Annotated in this window: 19 protein-coding genes and 2 pseudogenes; 11 read left to right on the top strand and 10 right to left on the bottom strand. The window is 67.8% G+C overall.

Translation table 11 applies throughout. The features are described from left to right. Nucleotides 1–86: 86 nt before the first annotated feature. The 3 genes and pseudogenes from OHA98_RS21395 to OHA98_RS21385 all read right to left on the bottom strand — a co-directional run. Nucleotides 87–230: pseudogene (locus OHA98_RS21395) on the bottom strand (IS701 family transposase); the annotation flags it as partial. A 195-nt stretch (nt 231–425) separates the two neighbouring features. Beyond that, nucleotides 426–902: a transposase gene (locus tag OHA98_RS21390; RefSeq protein WP_266928280.1), complete on the bottom strand. Its 477-nt coding sequence runs from the start codon at nt 900–902 to the stop codon at nt 426–428. A gap of 62 nt (nt 903–964) precedes the next feature. After that, nucleotides 965–1,123, bottom strand: coding sequence for a hypothetical protein (locus OHA98_RS21385; protein WP_266928279.1), 159 nt, complete (start codon nt 1,121–1,123; stop codon nt 965–967). Here OHA98_RS21385 and OHA98_RS21380 point away from each other — a divergent pair. Further along, nucleotides 1,115–1,312: a hypothetical protein gene (locus OHA98_RS21380; protein WP_266928277.1), complete on the top strand. Its 198-nt coding sequence runs from the start codon at nt 1,115–1,117 to the stop codon at nt 1,310–1,312. The genes OHA98_RS21385 and OHA98_RS21380 overlap by 9 nt on opposite strands. Before the next feature lie 556 nt (nt 1,313–1,868). On the opposite strand, the gene OHA98_RS21375 is transcribed toward OHA98_RS21380, so the two are convergent. Further along, nucleotides 1,869–2,933 carry a 2,3-butanediol dehydrogenase gene (locus OHA98_RS21375; protein ID WP_266928275.1) on the bottom strand — a complete coding sequence of 355 codons (1,065 nt, stop codon included), beginning with the start codon at nt 2,931–2,933 and terminating at the stop codon, nt 1,869–1,871. 299 nt (nt 2,934–3,232) lie between these two features. Here OHA98_RS21375 and OHA98_RS21370 point away from each other — a divergent pair, with 299 nt between their 5' ends. Next, nucleotides 3,233–3,559: a hypothetical protein gene (locus OHA98_RS21370; RefSeq protein ID WP_266928273.1), complete on the top strand. Its 327-nt coding sequence runs from the start codon at nt 3,233–3,235 to the stop codon at nt 3,557–3,559. Between the two features lie 304 nt (nt 3,560–3,863). On the opposite strand, the gene OHA98_RS21365 is transcribed toward OHA98_RS21370, so the two are convergent. Further along, on the bottom strand, nt 3,864–4,100 hold the full coding sequence (locus tag OHA98_RS21365; RefSeq protein WP_266928271.1) for a hypothetical protein: 237 nt from the start codon (nt 4,098–4,100) through the stop codon (nt 3,864–3,866). Between the two features lie 1,347 nt (nt 4,101–5,447). Between OHA98_RS21365 and OHA98_RS21360 the strand changes: the two genes are divergently transcribed. From OHA98_RS21360 to OHA98_RS21340, 5 genes are all read left to right on the top strand, one after another. Beyond that, a complete protein-coding gene (locus OHA98_RS21360) occupies nt 5,448–5,765 on the top strand; it encodes a hypothetical protein (RefSeq protein WP_266928269.1) in 318 nt (105 codons plus the stop codon). Between the two features lie 534 nt (nt 5,766–6,299). Beyond that, a complete protein-coding gene (locus tag OHA98_RS21355; protein ID WP_266928268.1) occupies nt 6,300–7,685 on the top strand; it encodes an NAD(P)/FAD-dependent oxidoreductase in 1,386 nt (461 codons plus the stop codon). Nucleotides 7,686–8,138: 453 nt separating this feature from the next. Further along, nucleotides 8,139–8,576, top strand: coding sequence for an ester cyclase (locus OHA98_RS21350; RefSeq protein WP_266928266.1), 438 nt, complete (start codon nt 8,139–8,141; stop codon nt 8,574–8,576). 840 nt (nt 8,577–9,416) lie between these two features. After that, nucleotides 9,417–9,755 (top strand): bifunctional 2-polyprenyl-6-hydroxyphenol methylase/3-demethylubiquinol 3-O-methyltransferase UbiG, encoded by a 339-nt coding sequence (locus tag OHA98_RS21345; RefSeq protein WP_266928265.1) that lies wholly within the window; start codon nt 9,417–9,419, stop codon nt 9,753–9,755. A gap of 60 nt (nt 9,756–9,815) precedes the next feature. Then, nucleotides 9,816–11,026, top strand: a protein-coding gene (locus tag OHA98_RS21340; RefSeq protein WP_266928263.1) for an IS3 family transposase whose coding sequence is annotated in 2 segments (ribosomal slippage) — nt 9,816–10,107 and nt 10,107–11,026 — 1,212 coding nt in all. Because the reading frame shifts where the segments join, the coding sequence is not laid out codon by codon here. 141 nt (nt 11,027–11,167) lie between these two features. Here OHA98_RS21340 and OHA98_RS21335 read toward each other — a convergent pair. From OHA98_RS21335 to OHA98_RS21320, 4 genes and pseudogenes are all read right to left on the bottom strand, one after another. Then, entirely contained in the window at nt 11,168–11,800 is a 633-nt protein-coding gene (locus OHA98_RS21335; protein WP_266928261.1) for an SMI1/KNR4 family protein, read from the bottom strand. A gap of 65 nt (nt 11,801–11,865) precedes the next feature. Continuing rightward, nucleotides 11,866–12,336: pseudogene (locus OHA98_RS21330) on the bottom strand (ATP-binding protein); the annotation flags it as partial. Further along, entirely contained in the window at nt 12,309–12,491 is a 183-nt protein-coding gene (locus tag OHA98_RS21325; protein WP_266928260.1) for a helicase associated domain-containing protein, read from the bottom strand. The pseudogene OHA98_RS21330 and the gene OHA98_RS21325, both read right to left, overlap by 28 nt. A 24-nt stretch (nt 12,492–12,515) precedes the next feature. Further along, on the bottom strand, nt 12,516–12,707 hold the full coding sequence (locus OHA98_RS21320; RefSeq protein ID WP_266928258.1) for a hypothetical protein: 192 nt from the start codon (nt 12,705–12,707) through the stop codon (nt 12,516–12,518). Nucleotides 12,708–13,076: 369 nt separating this feature from the next. Here OHA98_RS21320 and OHA98_RS21315 point away from each other — a divergent pair, with 369 nt between their 5' ends. Together OHA98_RS21315 and OHA98_RS21310 are read left to right on the top strand one after the other, a co-directional pair. Further along, on the top strand, nt 13,077–13,742 hold the full coding sequence (locus OHA98_RS21315; protein ID WP_266928256.1) for a DUF4232 domain-containing protein: 666 nt from the start codon (nt 13,077–13,079) through the stop codon (nt 13,740–13,742). A 250-nt stretch (nt 13,743–13,992) separates the two neighbouring features. Beyond that, complete coding sequence (locus tag OHA98_RS21310) at nt 13,993–14,445, top strand: hypothetical protein (protein ID WP_266928254.1); 453 nt, start codon at nt 13,993–13,995, stop codon at nt 14,443–14,445. A 21-nt stretch (nt 14,446–14,466) separates the two neighbouring features. Here the strand turns inward: OHA98_RS21310 and OHA98_RS21305 are convergent, their stop codons facing one another. Then, the gene (locus tag OHA98_RS21305) at nt 14,467–14,889 is read right to left on the bottom strand and encodes a DUF4190 domain-containing protein (protein WP_266928252.1); all 423 of its coding nucleotides are present in this window, start codon (nt 14,887–14,889) and stop codon (nt 14,467–14,469) included. Nucleotides 14,890–15,173: 284 nt separating this feature from the next. Between OHA98_RS21305 and OHA98_RS21300 the strand changes: the two genes are divergently transcribed. Continuing rightward, nucleotides 15,174–16,307 (top strand): histidine kinase, encoded by a 1,134-nt coding sequence (locus tag OHA98_RS21300; RefSeq protein WP_323179615.1) that lies wholly within the window; start codon nt 15,174–15,176, stop codon nt 16,305–16,307. Next, on the top strand, nt 16,304–17,044 hold the full coding sequence (locus OHA98_RS21295) for a response regulator transcription factor (RefSeq protein WP_266928249.1): 741 nt from the start codon (nt 16,304–16,306) through the stop codon (nt 17,042–17,044). Before OHA98_RS21300 ends, OHA98_RS21295 begins: the two co-directional genes overlap by 4 nt. Nucleotides 17,045–17,195: the final 151 nt, after the last annotated feature.

Here is a 17,195-nt window from a genome sequence, read left to right as displayed (position 1 = left end):
ACGAGCGCAGAGAGCGAGGCCGACAGAGGCAGGACCCATCTGGCTCGCGACAGCAGGTGCCGCAGGCCGTACGGGACAGCCCCTGGCGTCCTGCAGTCTTCGTGCGGCGGGTCCGACAACAACCCGAGCACGAACGCCCGTGCCCGGCGTCGGCGTTCCACTCGGACGGACCGTCCCGTGATGCGGCCCAGCAAGAGCGCGAACATCTCCTGCCAGCGGGCAGGACCCAGGCTGTGACCTGTGGCCACCGTCTGATCCTCAGTCTTCACACACCGATGATCACCGGTGGCCGCGCCCGTTTCCGGGCCGACCCCGACCAGCAAGATCGCGATCTGCAACGGGAGTACGGGCTCGGGCGCGGGTCTGTCAGGAATCTGGTGTAGACCGTCTGTTTGGCCTACAGGTTCTTCGGTGGGCTGATCGGCCTACGCTCGGTTGGCGGTGAGGCGGCCGTCGAAGAGGACGTCGAACTCGTTGAGGGCGGTCTTCCAGCGGTTGTTCCAGCGCTGGCGGCCGCGGCCGGTGGGGTTCAGGGGGAGGGTGGTCAGATAGAGGCGCTTGAGGGCGGCGGTCTCATTGGGGAAGTGGCCGCGGGCTTGGGCCGCGCCCCGGTAGCGGGCGTTCGGACTCTCGATGGCGTTCGTGGTGTGGACGACCTGGCGGATCGCGTCCGGCAGGCCGAGGAAGGGTACGAACTCGCTCCAGGCCCGTTCCCAGGCTCCGGGCATCGATGGGTACTTCCTGCCCCATTTCACGGCGAACTCTTCCAGCCGGGTGCGAGCCTGGTCCTCGTTGGCGGCGGTGCAGACGGGCTTGAGGTCGCGGACGATATCGGCCCGGTCGCGGCGCGAGGCGTAGCGCAGGCTGTTGCGGATCAGGTGGACCACGCAGGTCTGCACCACGGTCCGGGGTCAGACGGTGCTGACCGCGTCGGGCAGGGCGGAGAGGCCGTCGCGGACCAGCATCAGCACGTCCCGGACGCTTCGATCCGTTTGTCGTCACCACCCCGGTGCAGCTCGGCGACGACGAGTTCGGCATCGAGCTGGCCCATCAGTGTGCAGGCGCCCGCGTGGAGGGCCAGTGAGAGCACGGACGCGCCCGAAGCCTCATTGCGGTGCGGCACCTTCAGCACCGGCCGGCCCGCGACCTGCACCCGCCGCGTTGGACCGGCGCCCTGCCCACCGGGGACAGCCTCGGCTTTCTGCTCGTACAGACGCGTAAGGACCCGTTCCGGGACCGCGAGTTCCTCGCGCTCGGCGTCCACCTCGGCCAGCGTTTCCGCGAGCTGATCCAGCTCGGCACGGCGAGCTGAGATCTTCTCCAGCGACGACGCGGTTCCCCTCCCCAACGGTGCGACACCCGCCCGCGATCGTAGAAGCCCGCCGCCCGCCGCCCCAGCGCGGCCGAAACCGGAAACCCGTATCCCCGACGAGTCAGATGGTCTACACGCCAGTCTCCCGCTCCCGACCAGGGCGAGTGCGCCACCGATCTCCCAAGCAGCTCCACTGACCAGCGGGATTCAAGATGTGCGGCTCTCATTGATCATTTCGTTTCCCAGGGTAGGTCTTCGCCGCGTCGTGGAAGTGCCTGTGCCCGCGTCGGCCCGGCGACCACGACGACACCTTGCGCCAGGTCGCGCGGCACGGGATCGGGCGCGGCGAAGGCACGGCCGTCGACGTCAGGGTCTCGACGCGAACGGTCGAGCGACATCGCCGCCGAGGAACAGCGGCGCCCCGTTCTCGCGGATCATGATCCGCGAGAACGGGGCGGGTGAGGGGGTTTTCGGCGAGAGCCGCCCACGCCCTCACCCGCGCAGGTTCGAACCTGCCGAAGCGTCCTGCGAGGGCATGGACATCTCGCCGTGCGCGTCAGGCGCGGGGATCGACCAGGATCTTGACGGCGGTCTCGTTGTGGTGGATCAGTGTCTCGAAGCCCTCGCCGACGAGGTCGTCCAGTCCGATGGTCTTCGTGATGAACGGCGCAAGGTCGATGCGCCCTTCCTGCACGAGCTTGATGGTCTGCGGGTGGGAGTTGACGTACGCGATGGTGCCGCGCAGGTCGACCTCCTTGAGGACGAGCTTCTGCATGTCGATCGAGGCCGGCTTGCCCCAGATCGAGATGACCGTGATGACACCGCCCGGCTTCACCGCGTCGAACAGCGTATCGAGGACCACGTTGACGGAGGTGGCCTCGAAGGCGACGTCCGCGCCCTTGCCGCCGGTGAGACGCCGGACTTCCTCGGCGACGTCGGTGGTAGCGGGGTCGATGACGTGGTCGGCGACCTTGGCGTCCAGCGCCTTCTGGCGGCGCAGCGGGCTGAGTTCGGAGACCGCGACCTCGACGCCCATCGCCTTGAGGACCGCGCAGGTGAGCAGCCCGATGGGACCGGCGCCGCCGACGAGGGCGAAGTTGCCCGCCTTCGCGCCCGAGCGCTGGAAGGCGTGGTAACCCACCGAGAGCGGTTCGATCAGGGCAGCCTGGTCCAGCGGGACGTCGCCGACCGGGTGGACCCAACGGCGCTCGACGACGATCTTCTCCGCGAGCCCGCCGCCGCGGCCGCCGAGCCCGATGAAGTTCATGTCGGGCGAGATGTGGTAGGTCGGGTTGTTCTCGCTGGTGTCGACGCCGGGGCGCAGGATGTAGGGCTCCACGACGACGCGGTCGCCCGGCTTCACGCCTTCGACGCCCTCGCCCACCGCGTAGACGGTGCCGGACATCTCGTGGCCGAGGGTCACGGGGGCGGCCTCGCCCGACACCGGGTGCGGATGGCCGGCCGGCGGCACGAAGATCGGTCCGTCCAGGTACTCGTGCAGGTCCGTGCCGCAGATCCCGCAGTACGCGACGTCGATGCCCACCGTGCCCGGTCGGACAGCGGGCTCCGGGACATCCTCGATACGGATGTCACCGCGGTCGTAATAGCGTGCAGCCTTCACTTTGCACCGACTCCTTCGTCATTCCTGCTCACACCATGCATCGGGTCGTGCCGCAGGTGACGTATGTACCCGACATGGCGCACACGGTGAGCAATTCACCAATACGACCATATACCTCCATCGGAACCTCAAGGACAGGGGTGTGGTGGCGCTCAGGTGAGGCTGCTCTGGTGGGCGACATCCCGTGAGTTCCCCGAGCGGCGGCGCGAGGCCGTCGACCGGGCTACGGCCCGCCAGTTCGACCGGCACGGCAACCGGCCGGACCGCCCGGCACCACGCTCCTGCCCGGCTGGGCACCGGTGGTCGCAGACGTCCGATCCGCCTACGTCGGAACGGCCCGCAGGGCGGGGGCCGGGGCCTACCCCAAGCCGACGGAGACCTGCCAGAGCGCGGTGGAACGCCCGCCGTTCTCCATGATCGAGGTGGTGCCGTTCGACCAGGTCGTGGCGCGTAGCGCGGAGGAGCTGATCGGCCTGGAACTGAGCAACTCCTATTCCACCCCGGCGCAGCTCGGGGAACGCAGGGAACCCTTCGAGGTGGAGCTGCGCCGCGCGCTCCTGACGTACGACCCCTCGGGCCAGTACGAGGAAACGATCCGCACCGAGGCCCTCATTGCCACCCGATAGACAGATCCGGATGGGGCCTGCCGTACACAGGGCGGAAGGCGCTGCTCAGCTTGCCGTTTAACCCTGTCAGGGGGTGACGTGGTCACCCCGGCCGAAAGTGGCGACGTAAGCCCGTCGAACGGCTTCTCCGCCTCAGCCACCCTTGATGCGGATGATGGGCGGCGCGAGGATGAACCAGGCGGTGAAGCACCCCGCCACGCTCGAAGCCCGCGTCGGCAAAAAGGTACTGCGCTGGATGATCCCGCTCTTCGCCTCTGATCCTGATGACCAGAGAGCGCTTGGCCCGCACGCGACCAACTCGCAGTCAGCCCTGCTTGCGTGTCAGTGCTTCGGCGCGAACGTCGATGCGGTAGTTCTCGACCAGGTCCGTCAGGCGCTCGACTATCTGTTGAGGGTCGCCCTCGGCGCTCACCTCCGGAACATCCAGTTCCGTGACGCTCTCGCCTGCCTGTGGAGTGAGGCTCGCCACCGGTGCATCGGGGGGCGATGCTGCGAGAGCCGTGATGAATCCCTGGGCATCATGAGTGATGGAAACGCGCATGCCTATCCCTCCAGTACCGGCTGTATGACCTTCCGGACTGTCCGCTGTCCGCTGTCCGCTTGATTGATCGGCCGTGGCTCGCTCAGGGGATGTTCCGAGTGAGGTAGGCGGTGTAAGAAGTCACATTTCCTTGACCGGCCAACCCGCTGTTCCTCACCTTCACCCAGAGGTAGGACTGGACATTACTTATGTCGCCGGATCCGATGTCCTTCTTGCCCATCGATATGTCGTCAACCGTGAGCCAGAAGAGCGTCTGCCTGAGGGTGGTGACAGGGTGCGCGGAAACACTGAACGACCCTTGGTCGAAGTATGAGTTAGGGCCCCATGTCAGGTCCCTCCGTGCTCCCACGGGTATGCTTTGGACAACGTAATGGGAAGTCGTCTGAGTGGCCATTGCCTTCTCCCGAATCCGGTTCGACCTTTGTATCGTGCGACCGTCAGCATTCACCGAGACCGCTGAGGATCCAACTGATTCCCTACCGCCTGGACTTTCGCGAAAATTAGTCGAGAGTGCAGGCGGATATCGCGCTCTCGGTGCTCTGCTTCTCAATTTACAAAGATGATCCTGATTGCCCGGTCGCGCAAGTCGATCACGTCGGCATCACCCTTTGCTTCACGATTCACCAACCGAGTCGTCGGGCCCGTTGCCCAAGGGCGAGAAAATCTTGACTCGTAGCTTCCTGTTCGGGAGTGAGTCGGTCCGGCATGGGCAGGATGAAACGGCAACGGGCTCTGCCGGCAGCCAAGTTCGAGGCGCTCTGCCGTACCCGACAAGCGGCAGCGCCGTCCGCTGATGGGGCGGAGGCTCAGCCTCTCGGCCACGACGGGATCAGAGCGGCCTCCCGAGCACGCCGGTGTCCGTGGGGCAGCGTCCGCGGGAATGCGGGAAGTCGGCTTAGGAGAAGCAGGCGCTGGGACGGGGTCGTCGACCTGGCGGCTGCCGCAAGAACGCGTCGTCGACCTGTGAACCCAGCCGTTGGCAACCGCTTCTCACGCTGGTGACCCCCGACGTACTTGGGAATCCTCTGCCGCCGCTTCACTGGACCCGCGAAATCCACCCGCCTGCGCCGTGAGGTTCGGCATCACTCCCCGGCATGCAATCCCCACGTACGCGAGGGAGATTCACCCGCCCCGACAGGGTCTCCCGCCAAACATCATGCCGTCCTGTGTCAGAGCAGACTACGGAGTGCTGCCAGCGGTGTCAGTGCCGCTCCCACGAGGGCGGCTCCCAGGTCACCTCGACGTCGGTGTCATGGAAGTCGCGCGCGAGTTCCGTCACCGTTGCCATCACCGCTGCCGCTGCCGCTGCCGCGGCCCGCGAGTCTTGCGGGCCAGAGGCTTCATCTCGTGCACGGTGAGGATCACCGCCTGGTCCGGTGCGGCCTCCATCTTCGGGGGGCGCCGACGCGTCCGGGGGAGATCTTCTCCTGGAACACCTTCGTGCAGTCGGCTCTCTCCAACGCGGCCAGTGGCTGGCTATCTCCTGGTCCACGGTCGAGCAGCGGGCGTACCCCGATCCGGATCGGCATTGCGGCCGTCTCCGTGGGCCGCTCCGGCATGGTGATCACCTGCAACGCGGTGGAGGCGGATCTGCCCAGCGTCCTCGGACAGGACTGCAGCAGCCAGCAGCCTCCAGATGATTTTCGAGCCGTCACCGCCTACTGACACACCACAGTGCCGACGTCGTCGAGGCCGTTCTGGATGATCCGCAGTGGGTGGAGTGGCGGCGGCGGTCACGCCTACGAGTTCAGCGCCGCCTGACCTTGTGGGCGGGCCCGCGGAGTGCGAGTTCCGCAGGCCCGGGTCATCTTCAGACCCGTCACCGGATACTCCGCTGAGCACGTCACCATCGACGTCAACGTCCGCGCCGACGAAGAGGTCGGCCGGCTGCCCCCTGTGCGTGAACGTGGTGCCCGGAGCCGCTGCTGGAGCGCAGGCGAACGGCGGCCGGACCAGCTCCGGCTGGGCGTCGAGGACGTGGGTCTGGTGGGCTTCTTTTTCTTGGACCACTTCTTGTGGCATGCCTGATCGTTTTCCTGTTGGGCGGGGAAACCAGCCGTCCGGCAGGGCTGTGCAGCCTGTGGTTGCCGCAGGGACAGGGCGCAGAGCGCAATCCCCGTGACCGGGGGACCAGAGGGCCGCGTGCCGTGTGGGGTCAAGTGCCCGGCCCTCACCGCTGAAACTTCAGGAGGAGCAGTCATGCAGGACTGGACGGCCGTCGTTCACGGAGAGCACTCGGAGCAGGAAGTCCTGCGCGTGGAGCGATTTCTGGAACTCAACCATGTCGAATTCGTACACGTCGAGGAGAGGAACGCGGACACGGTCAGTGTGGAGCTCACGCCTCCCGGCGGTGGTGAGCCGGTCGTTGTCAACGGGTTCGATCTGGGTGGGCTGACGGCGCATCTGAAGCTGAACACTTACACGGGGAAGGACTCCTACGACCTTGTCGTCGTGGGGAGCGGTCCGGCGGGCGTGTCCGCCGCGCTGAACGCGAAGACTCTGTTCGGCTGGACCACGCTCATCGTCGAGGACAACGCCCCCGGCGGGGCGGCCGGCACAGCGCTCAATCCGATCAACAACTACCTGGGTATCCCCGCGGGGACCAAGGCCCTTGATCTGGCTCATACCTGGATGGGGCAGATCAACACGGCCGGTGTCGAGTGGCTTCCCGGCTGCAGGGCCACCGGGATCACGCGGATCGAGGATCCCAGGCGGACCGGGACCCGGGACTCGTCCCTCTATCCCACGTACAAGCTCGCCGTCCGGAAGACCGATGGCACGGACACCGTCGATCTCTATGCGGGAATGGTCCTGATCGCCGCAGGGCTCAAGCCCAACCGGCTCGGATGCACGGGCGAGGAGCAGTACCTGGGCCGGGGCGTGTACTACGGCACACTGCCAACCGACATCACCAGGGCGAGGAAGGAAGGCGTCATCGGGATTGTCGGCGCGGGAGACACCGCCTCCGTAGCCGCGATCCTGCTCGCCGAGGAGAAGGCCAAAGACCCGGCACAGAAGCTCCAGGTAGTCATGTTCGTCCGCGGCAAATTCGGCAAGGACACGATCCCCGGCAACGTGGACAGGGTCAGGGAGTACGTGGGCCGGCACCTCATCACCGTTCACGAGGGAACCGAGGTCTTCAGCTGTCTGGGGAAGGACAGGAAACTGACAGGCGTCGAGTTCGGGACGACCGGACACCCCGAGAACGTGGAACCACTCGGCCTGACCGCTCTCCACGTCCTGACCGGGGGCGTCGCCGACACCCAGTGGCTCCAGGGCCTCGGGCTGCGGATCGTCTCCGACGAGGATGTTCAACAGCGCCGCTACCGGAAGGCCGGCGCGGTGATCACCGGAGGAGTCGACAGCACCCTGGGCTCGCTCACGACAACAGGAGTGGACGCCGTCTTCGCTGCGGGGGACGTGCGCGAGGGCGCGGTACGGCGTATTGCGGCCGCGGTGGGGGAAGGCGGAGCGGCCTCACTCGACATGAACTCCTACCTGGTCACGGACCGCACCTGGCAGAAGGCCATCAAGGAGGGTACGGCGCTCTACAAGTACTACGAGGCCACCGCACCCAGGAACTAGCCGGACACCAGGCAGTCCGTTCTGAAGAACGCCCCCAAGAGAACGAGTCCGTACAGGGCGTGCAGGGGCCAGGCCCTCCGCAGGCGAAACCATGACGACCACGGCCGCGTATTCACAGGTGGTCCGGACACATCCAGAAACGAAGAAGGTGAGAGCCGGATGCACCGGATCGCGGGACTGGTGACGCCGTCTCAGCCCGTGAGCTCCGGCGCATCCGGCCAAACAGCCGCGACCGCTGCTACGCCCATACCACCCGAGTTCCGCAGGGACGTCGCGCTGTGCCTGGGCGAGCCTGCTCCCTGTGGTGTGCGATGTTGCGAGGGGCTCGCTGGTGGGCCGGGGTGGTGCAGAGCCCGCGGCCCGGCCGGGTGACCGCTGCGCCTGTCGAGCCGTGGGCGGAGTATCCCGCCGCGCGACAACCGCGACATCTGCGTGGTGGTCCCGGGTGAGGGTATGAACCCGGGACTGGAACCGCGCGATGAGGCTGTGGCCGTCCGTTTCCTTGAGGAGACGGAGGACCGGGACCGCGTGGCCGCTTACGCCCACCTGTGTACCGCGGGCTGTCTGGAGCACGACCCGGCCATGCCCCAGGAGACGGTGGGCCGGGACGAGGCCGCGCAGGTCTACCGGGAGCTGCTGGCACCCTTCCGGCTGGGACACAACGTGGCGAGCATGGTGGCCGAAGACGATCCGGTGTGCGCGCGGTTCACCGTGCGCGGTCGCCACATCGGCGAGTACCAGGGAATCCCCCCGAGCGGCAGGACGTTCGAGGTGTCCGGCCAGGCCGCCGCCTTGAGGTTCGAGGGCGGAAAGATCACCGAGGCATGGTTCAACTGGGACCACCAGGGCGTTCTGGAACAGCTCGGTGTTCCACCGGGATCCGCTCGGTGACCACTCGCCGTGATGGCTCGATACCAGGCGCGGGCCCCGGGCTACGGACAGCAGCATCCCTCTCGTGGAGGGGCGCGGAACCGCCGACCGTCATCAACCGCTCACAGGAGACGTCTGGCCGGAACCCACCTGGCCGGGTGTCTCCTGGCGATTGATCGCCAGCGGCTCCCCCGGGGACGACCTCCCGCAGCCCGGGTACCGGACGCGGGCACTGAGCACTCGGGCTCGCCGGCCGTGCCGGTTGGTGGTTTCGGGGTCGTGTCTGCGGAGGTTCACCGCCTGGTCTCGGGCGCGGTGTTGGTGTGGGACTCATGGACGTTCGCATCCGGGAGTACAGCCACCTCGATGAGGTGGTTGTCGTTGAGTTGTCTCTTCGGGCATGGGCCCCGGTATTCGCCTCCATGCGGAGTGTTCTCGGGAAGGATCTTTTCCTCCGTCTGCACGGTGACTGGCGGGAGTACCAGGAGCGAGCGGTGCGTCAGGTGCTCCGCAGAGCGTGATGGAGGTCTGGGTGGCGGAAACGGAGGGCCGGGTTGTCGGTTTTGCCGCGGCGACGGTGGCCGACCCCGCCCGCCTCCTCGGCGAGCTCTCGATGCGTCCGTCCGTCACCTGCGGCCACACGACCACGCCGCTGTGCGGGTGTTGGGGCCCATGGCGGCGAGCCGGGCGAGGGGTGCCGCCCGGTCCTGGCCGGGCAGGTCCGAGACATGGATCCAATTGCCACGGTGATCCGCCGCCCTCACGAGCGCCGGGTCGCGCCCTGTGCGCCGACTGCGCGTCTTGAACCTGCACGGGCAGGTGCTCTTGCCCTGAGACGTCAGAGCCATCAGCATCCTCGGTATGAGCAGGGTCTATGACGATGAGCGGCTGGCAGGCGTCTATCAGGGCGGCAATGAGATGCCTGATGAATCATTTCGCGACTGGGCGCAGCTGATGGGTTCCTTCGCAGACCGTTCGTCACCTGCTGTAGTGGAGATCGGAGCGGGAACCGGTATGTTCTGCTCGGCGATGGCCCGCTGGTTGAAGCCGTCGAGGATGGTCGGTGTTGATGCCTCCTTACCCATGCTCATCCAGGCTCAGCGCTTCAACTCCCATCCTGCGGTCCAATACCTGGCCGGCACCGCGGAAGCGGTGCCTGTCCGCTCCGACCTGTTCGACCTGGCCGTGCTGGGGCCCTGACCCCGGAGTTTGGACACCGGAGAGACTTGGATCTTGATGGTCCAGGAGAACGGAGTCCCTGTGGGGATGAAGCACTATCCCACCGAGTTCAAGGCGGACGCGGTGGCGCTCTACCGGTCGCGTCCGGGAGCGACGATCAAGTCTGTTGCCACCGATCTCGGGGTGAACACCGAGACGCTGCGGAACTGGATCCGGGCCGCCGACGGACGCCGTGCCGGTGCCCACTCCGCGCCTGCGGCTGCGCCGCAGCCTGGCGGCGAGCTGGTTCAGGCGGAGCTGGCCGCCGCGCGCAAGAGGATCCGCGAGCTGGAGGAAGAACGCGACATCCTCCGCAAGGCGGCCCGGTATTTCGCGACGGAGACGCGCTGGTGACCCGCTGCCAGTTCGTTGAAGATCATCAGCGCCGGTTCGGCGTCAAGCGGCTCTGTGACATTCTCGGGATCTCCCGCTCGAGCTTCTACTACTGGCGCCGGACCGCCCCTGCCAGGGTGGCCCGGCAGGCCGCTGACGCCCAGCTCGCCGCCCGGATACGCAAGGTCCACGAGGACTCCGACGGCACCTACGGCGCCCCGAGAATCACCGCTGAGCTCCGCGACGACGGCGGCCAGGCGGTCAACCACAAGCGGGTTGCGAGGATCATGCGGACGATCGGGCTCGAGGGCGTCCGGCTGCGGCGCCGGCAGCGCACCACCGTCGCGGACCCGGCCGCGCCGAAGGCGCCGGACCTGATCGGGCGTGACTTCACCGCCACGGCCCCGAACACGAAGTACGTCGGCGACATCACCTACCTGAGGATCGGTGGCGGGAAGTTCTGCTATCTCGCGACCGTCATCGACCTCTGCTCGAGACGCCTGGCGGGGTGGGCAGTCGCCGATCACATGCGGACCGAACTCGTTACCGACGCCCTGGCCGCCGCCGAGCGGACCCGCGGGAGCCTGGCCGGGGCGGTGATGCACACCGACCACGGCTCGCAATACACGAGCCGAGAATTCGCCGAAGCCTGCAGGTCAGCAGGGGTCCGTCAGAGCATGAGCGCGGTCGGGTCCAGCGCGGACAACGCACTGGCGGAGTCGTTCAACGCGACCTTCAAAAGAGAGACGCTGAAGGGGCAAAGGGGCTGGCCAAGCGAGCGTGAGGCCCGGCTCGACGCCTTCCGATGGCTGACCCGATACAACACCCGACGCCGGCATTCCCGCCTCGGACAACGCTCCCCGATCGCCTACGAGACCACCTTCCACCCACTATCAACTACCCTGACCCGAGCCGCATAGATGTGTTCAAGCTCCGGGGTCAAGGCCCACAAGCCGGTACCCCCAAAATAGCGACAGAGCCCAGAAGTTGAGCCAGAACCTGAGAAGTTGGAGAGGCTGGGTGGTTCGCGTCGGCTCGGCGGAGGACTGCGTGGCTGGTGGTTAGGGCAACCCGATCGGTGCGGACCTCAGCGGGTGACCGTTCAGCTCGCCGCAGCCCTCTTCGTCCCACCACATCCCACCTTGCGTGGTGAGGTAGGGGTGTAGTCCGCGGACGCCTCCACCTCCATGAAGTGCTCGCGCGACCGCGTGGAGAAGGCTTGCCAGATCAGGCCAGGATTCGGTGAAGTCACCGCCACCGCTGTGGCCCGCCCAGCCGAGACGCCCCGTGTCAGGACCAGGACGTCGGTCGATGACCTGCGCCGCGCCATCGGCGCTCTCAGCCCAGGGAACCCAGAGGCGGTGCCACCAAGGCTCCTCTTCCCAGGGGCGAGGGGTCAGGCCCTCGTTCTCCGCCGCGACGTCCATGCAGGTCTGCCAATGGTCCACGATGCCGCTCACTGTGAGCGGGGACTGCTCCGGCAGGATGGTTGTCCAGGCGCTCACGCCGTTGTGGCATTGCAGAGATTCAGCGAGATCATCGGGCAGTCGGGCCCCGAGGATCCGTTCCGCATTTCGGATCTCGTCCGGTGTCGCGGGCGGATTGAGGAGTACGAAATCGGAGGCCATGTGAGTGGCCAGCCAGGCGTCGATCAGGCGCCAGGACTCCGACGGGGGCAAGATCTGCTGTGGCATGGTGTCATCCTGCCCCACACGTCTGACAGGGCGAGTCGAGGCCCATGCCGACCGATGAAGCGAGGTCAGCCAGCGGCCTGCTGCCCGGCTCGGGCGCGAGTGGTGACGAGACGGTAGGAGTCGGTGCCGGTCTCGATGATGTTGCCGCCCAGGGTGAGGCGGTCGACGATGGCCGCGCAAAGGCGCGGGTCGGTGAACGTCGTTGTCCACTCAGAGCAGGCTTCGTTCGAAGCGATCGTCACGCTGTTCTTCTCCTCTCTCTCGGTCAAACCTCGAAGAGGAGTTCGGCGCCGCGGTAGTCGAGTTCCATGTATCCGAACTCGTCGATACAGGGGAGTCGACGCGGCCGCAACGGGCGATGGTCTTGGTCACCTGCTTCTCGTCGGCGGCCTCGACGAGTTCGTTGACCAGCTTCGTCGCCAGGACGTACGTGACCGGTAGCCGGCCATCGCGGCCTCGGTGCTGAGCGAGATCAGCACGTGGGACTTGCCGGTGCCGGAGTCGCCGATCAGGCAGAGAGGCAGGCACTTCTTGACGCTGTGTGTGTTTTCACCGGTTCGGGGGCGGGCTCGTCGGGCGTCACGCCCAGCCATTCGAGCCGTTCCTGCTGCTCAGCGGTCAGCTGTGCCCAGGTGCGCGCCCGCCGTTGCTGTGCCAGCCACTTCCTCAGATCATCACCCTCGAACAGCACCCGGCCTGGATGCCGGGACAGCCCTTAGGCGAGGACCCGGTTGCGGCGTTGCCAGTCCAGCGGCCACGGGCAGTCCCAGTCTCCATCGATGGTGGCGAGCTGTTCGGTGCGGGTCTCGGCCCGCTCCTGTGTCTTTGCCGGGGCTGTCCTTCTTTTGCGGAGGCTGGCCATCAGCTGCCCGACAGCCACCAGATCGTCGTCGGCTTCGCCCCTCATACCGCTTCGTGTCGCGGGGCCAATTGCCCGTGGGCCCGGTGGAACGTCCGGAGCGAGGAGCTTCGGCAACGGCTTCACGGTGTCGCCACGCCTTTCCATCCCGGAGCTGTACCCTCGCCGCTCCCGCCCCGAGCTCTGCTCTCAGGACCCATATGCGAACCCTGCTCAGGGAGTTGCTGAGGCTGGTCGAGGCTCTGGTGGTGCGGGAGTTCGGGCCAGGCGGGTGGTGACCGTACGGTGAGGCCTTGGCGGACCGTGAGGTCAATACGCCTGTGACAGAACGAAGACGTCGCGGAGGACCGCCTGTAACTCGGTGCGGGATACAAATGCTTCAGACCACAAGCACCGCGCTACTCATGGGGGAACACTGTGAAGTACACCCGCATCACCGCTCTCGCCGCCATCGGTGTCGCCGCCACCCTTTCGCTCACGGCCTGCGGCGGCGACGGCTCCGCGAAGGACTCGTCCTCCAAGAACTCCTCGTCTGTTCCGTCCTCGGACGGTGGTACGAAGTCGGAGGGTGGCTCGGGCTCCGGCGGCTCGGCGGTCAGCGACGCGAAGTCTGGCTCCGGTGAGGGCACCGAGGCCCGCGCGGACGCCGCGAACGGCACGACGGAGACCGGAGGCAAGGTCACGTTCTGCAAGACGGAGGACCTGGCCATCGACGCCACGGACGCCGCGCCCGATGCGGAATCCGGCAGGATCGACATCACCATGATCAACCGGGGTTCGACCACCTGCTCGGCGACGGGCTTCGCGGGGGTCGACATCAAGGACGCCGACAACACCTCGAACCCCATCGAGCGCGGCCAGGCCCAGCCGCGTGTCACCATCCTGAAGCCGGGCGACGCCGCTGTCTTCAACCTCGCCTACGACATCGACAACACCGGCGGCAGCCTCGCGTCCCCGACCAACATCCTGGTGACGCCCCCGAACGAGACCCACACCGTGAGCCTGACGTGGCCTGCGGGCGCGGGGGCGATCAAGGGCGCCTACACCGACGTTCAGGTCTACCCCACGCACACGGCCAAGTAGGGGCGGTGCACGCGGTCAGCACGTGCCGCGCCCGCGTGCACGAGGGGACAATCAACCGCCCGGACGACGATGGTGGGACCGGCGCCGGGCGTTGATCCCGACGCCTGCCGACGCCTGCCGGGCCCGGCGACACGCGGTGTGTCAGTGACCGGGGTGGACCCGTCGTACTTGGTGAGGGCGCTCGGCCGTGCGACGGTTCCGCAAGAGTCTCGGGCGTACCTACGCGCCGCACGTCGCGTCTGAACACAGCATGACACCGACCTCCCGTCTGTTCACCGTCACCGCTGTCACCGCTGTCACCGCCGTCACGGCCGTCACCGCCGTCACCGCCGTCACGGCCCTGGCCGTCGCAATGAGCACCGCCCCCCAGACCGATCGTCCTGCCGCCAGGGTCGCCGTTGAGCGTCGCGCACTGGAAGGTGACGCGGCCCTTCGCGTCACAGCGTTTCCACTGGAGCTTCTGCCGCGTGTACTGCCGCAGGGGGTCCTTTGCAGTGGAGGCGTCGGATGCCGTGTACGCGGCCGCGGCCATTGCGGGTGTCAGCGCCGAAAGTGTGGCCGCCGCGAGGCCGGCGGCGAGCAGGGGGCCTTGCGGGTGTTTCTGCTTCGCACGATGATGCTCGTCCTTGTCGAGGGGAGTGGGCAGGGCACGGCGGCCACGCTGCCCCTGCGGCCCACCAAGGACCAGCCGGTTCACCGGTGAGTGAGGGGCAGGGAAGGCCGTTCAGTTTCCGTTCAGGTGCTCGCGGACGCACTGCGTGTACTGGTGGAAGCTGTCGGGCTGGTAGCACTCCTGCGTCTTGTTCGCGTACCAGACCATGAAGACGGCGACCAGCCCGGACACCACGATCGCGAGGGACGACGTCACCACGGCGGTGACGGCCTTGCCCCGGCCCATACCGGTCCGCTTGGCCGCCATCAGCGCGGCGATGCCCAGGATCAGACCGATCACGGCGAGCGGGCCGCCGATGAAGACGACCGAGGTGCACAGGCTGATGATGCCCAGTGTCATGGCGGCCGTGGCCAGGCTGTTCTTCGGTGTTGTCAGGCCCTGTGCCACTCCGTTCGTTGCCGTCAGAGTCCGTACGGCCTGGTCCTGCGCGGACACCGTGTGGTTCAGCGGCGTCTCGATCCTCTGAGCGTTCAACAGCCCGTCCTTCCGTCCCGTCAACTGGTGAGACCCCGATTCTGGTTTCCGGGGCCAACGGACACATCGCGGGAAGGCGGGAGAATTCGCTCCCCCGATCGGGGGAGGCCGCCGGTGGGCCGTCCGGCCATACTTGCCTGGCTATGTTCAGAGGAATCCGGCCGCTGCTGCGCGGCTCCACGTATTCGGGTGCGCTATTCGCCTACTGCGGCGCGTTGGCGAGCCTTCCATTGCTGCCTTTCGCAGCACTGCCGGCGATGGCGTGGCCATCCGCTTCCGTGGGAGTGCAGTTCGCTCTGACCGTGCTGGCCTGGTCCGTACTGATCGGTGTGATCGGGCTGGCTCGTACCACGCGGCGGGTGCTGATCGCTTGCGCCCGGCGGATGCTGCGGGTGCCATTGCCGGATCCCGTGGGCGAGCGTCGGGGTGCGGGCCCGCCCGGTGAGGGGGCGGCTTCTTCCGCGGCACTGGGCGCCGACCGTTGGCGGACCCCGCTCTGGCTGCTGTCGCATGTGGCGCTGGGGTGGGCGGGGGCGCAGCTGAGCGTCCTGCTGTTCATCGCGGGCCTGCTCCTTCCCGGCGGTTGGGCGGGCGCCGAGGCCGGGGTGAGTGTGAACGGCTGGTCGCTGCGGGCGGAGAGCGGCTGGCAGAGCTGGGCGGCGGCATTCTGCTGCCTGCTGCTGGCGGCGGCTCTTTGCCTTGCGGTGACGTACGCCCTGCGGTGGCTGGCGCCCAGACTTCTGGGTCCGTCGCCGGCCGAGCGGCTCGCGCTGGCGGCCGAGCGGGAGCGGGTGCTGGCCGAACGCAACCGGCTGGCCCACGAGTTGCACGACTCGATCGGGCACACGCTGACGGCCGCCACGATCCAGGCAGCGGTGGCGGGCGAGATGCTCTGTGCCGACCCGGTGGCGGCGCGGGCCGCCCTGCGCAGCATCGAGGAGTCGACCCGGGCCGCCCTCGAGGACCTGGACTATGTGCTGGGCATGCTGCGCGAGGAGAAAGCGGGGACGGCGCCTGCCCGCACCCTGGCCGACCTGCCCGAGCTGCTCGACCGGCTGCGGCACGCGGGCGCGGCGGTGGAGCCGTGGCTGTCGGGCGACTGTGCGCAGGTGCAGGGGACGCTCTCCCGGGCGGCGTACCGGATCCTGCAGGAAGGGCTGACGAACGCGCTGCGGCACGGAGCGGGCGGTCCGATCCGGGTCAAGGTGGCGGCCACGCCGGACTCGCTGCAGCTCGACGTGGTCAACCGGACCGGAGCCGGGAGCGGAATGAGCCAGGGTACCTTCCCAACGTCCGGGCACGGCCTGTCCGGCCTCTTCGAGCGCGTGCGGCTCCTGCACGGCGAAATCGAGGCCGGTCCGGACGGACCGGAGCACTGGCGGCTGGCGGTCCGGCTGCCGGTACGCTTGCCCGCATGATCGGCTCACAAGCGGCCGCAGCGGTCGTGACCGGCCCCGACACGAGCACAGCCGTCACAACTGACACCCCCGGTGCCGCCAGCTGCACCACCCTCCTGATCGCGGACGACGACGAGGTGACCCGCAGCGGTCTGCGCACGCTGCTCGGAATGCGGCCCGGGATCACCGTCGTCGGGGAGGCCGCCGACGGCATCGAAGCAGTCGAGCAGGCGCGGCGGTTGCGGCCGGACGTGGTCCTGATGGACGTACGGATGCCGCGCCGCAACGGCATAGAGGCGACCCGGCAGCTCCTCGCCGGGCCGGCCGACCCGCCGAAAGTCGTGGTGATCACCACCTTCGAGAACGACGACTACGTCACCGCCGCGCTCAGTGCCGGGGCCAGCGGCTTCGTGCTCAAGCGTCTCCCCGTCCCCAAGATCGCGGAGGCGGTGCGGGTGGTCGCGGCGGGCGAGGCGATCCTCTTTCCGGCGGCCCTGCGTCGGATGGTCACCGCCCGCCCCCTGGGATCCGCCGAAGCGCTGCCGCAGGCGGCGCTGACGGGCCGGGAGGAGGAGGTGCTGCGCCTGATGGCCACCGGCCGGTCCAACCCGGACATCGCGGAGTCGTGCAGGGTGAGCCTGGAGACGGTGAAGACGCATGTCGGGAACGTGCTGACCAAACTCGGCGCGCAGAACCGGACCCACGCGGTGGTGATCGCGTACGAAACCGGCCTGGTCGTGCCCGGGGTCACGGGCTGACGCGACGTCAGGTGGTCTGGCCCGGCCCGCCTGTGCCGCTGGACCGGCCTCCCGGGTGGTCCACGCCTGGGACACGTCTCCCCTGGGGCAGGCCCGGCCATGGAACTTGGGGAGTCTCCCGCCCCGCGGCGGGAGAGGTCGGCCGCGTAGC

It is taken from the genome of Streptomyces sp. NBC_00654 (genome assembly GCF_026341775.1).
In the GTDB taxonomy this organism is placed as follows: domain Bacteria; phylum Actinomycetota; class Actinomycetes; order Streptomycetales; family Streptomycetaceae; genus Streptomyces.
Note: the sequence above shows the minus strand (reverse complement) of the source record. Positions and strands in the feature narration are given on the sequence as shown.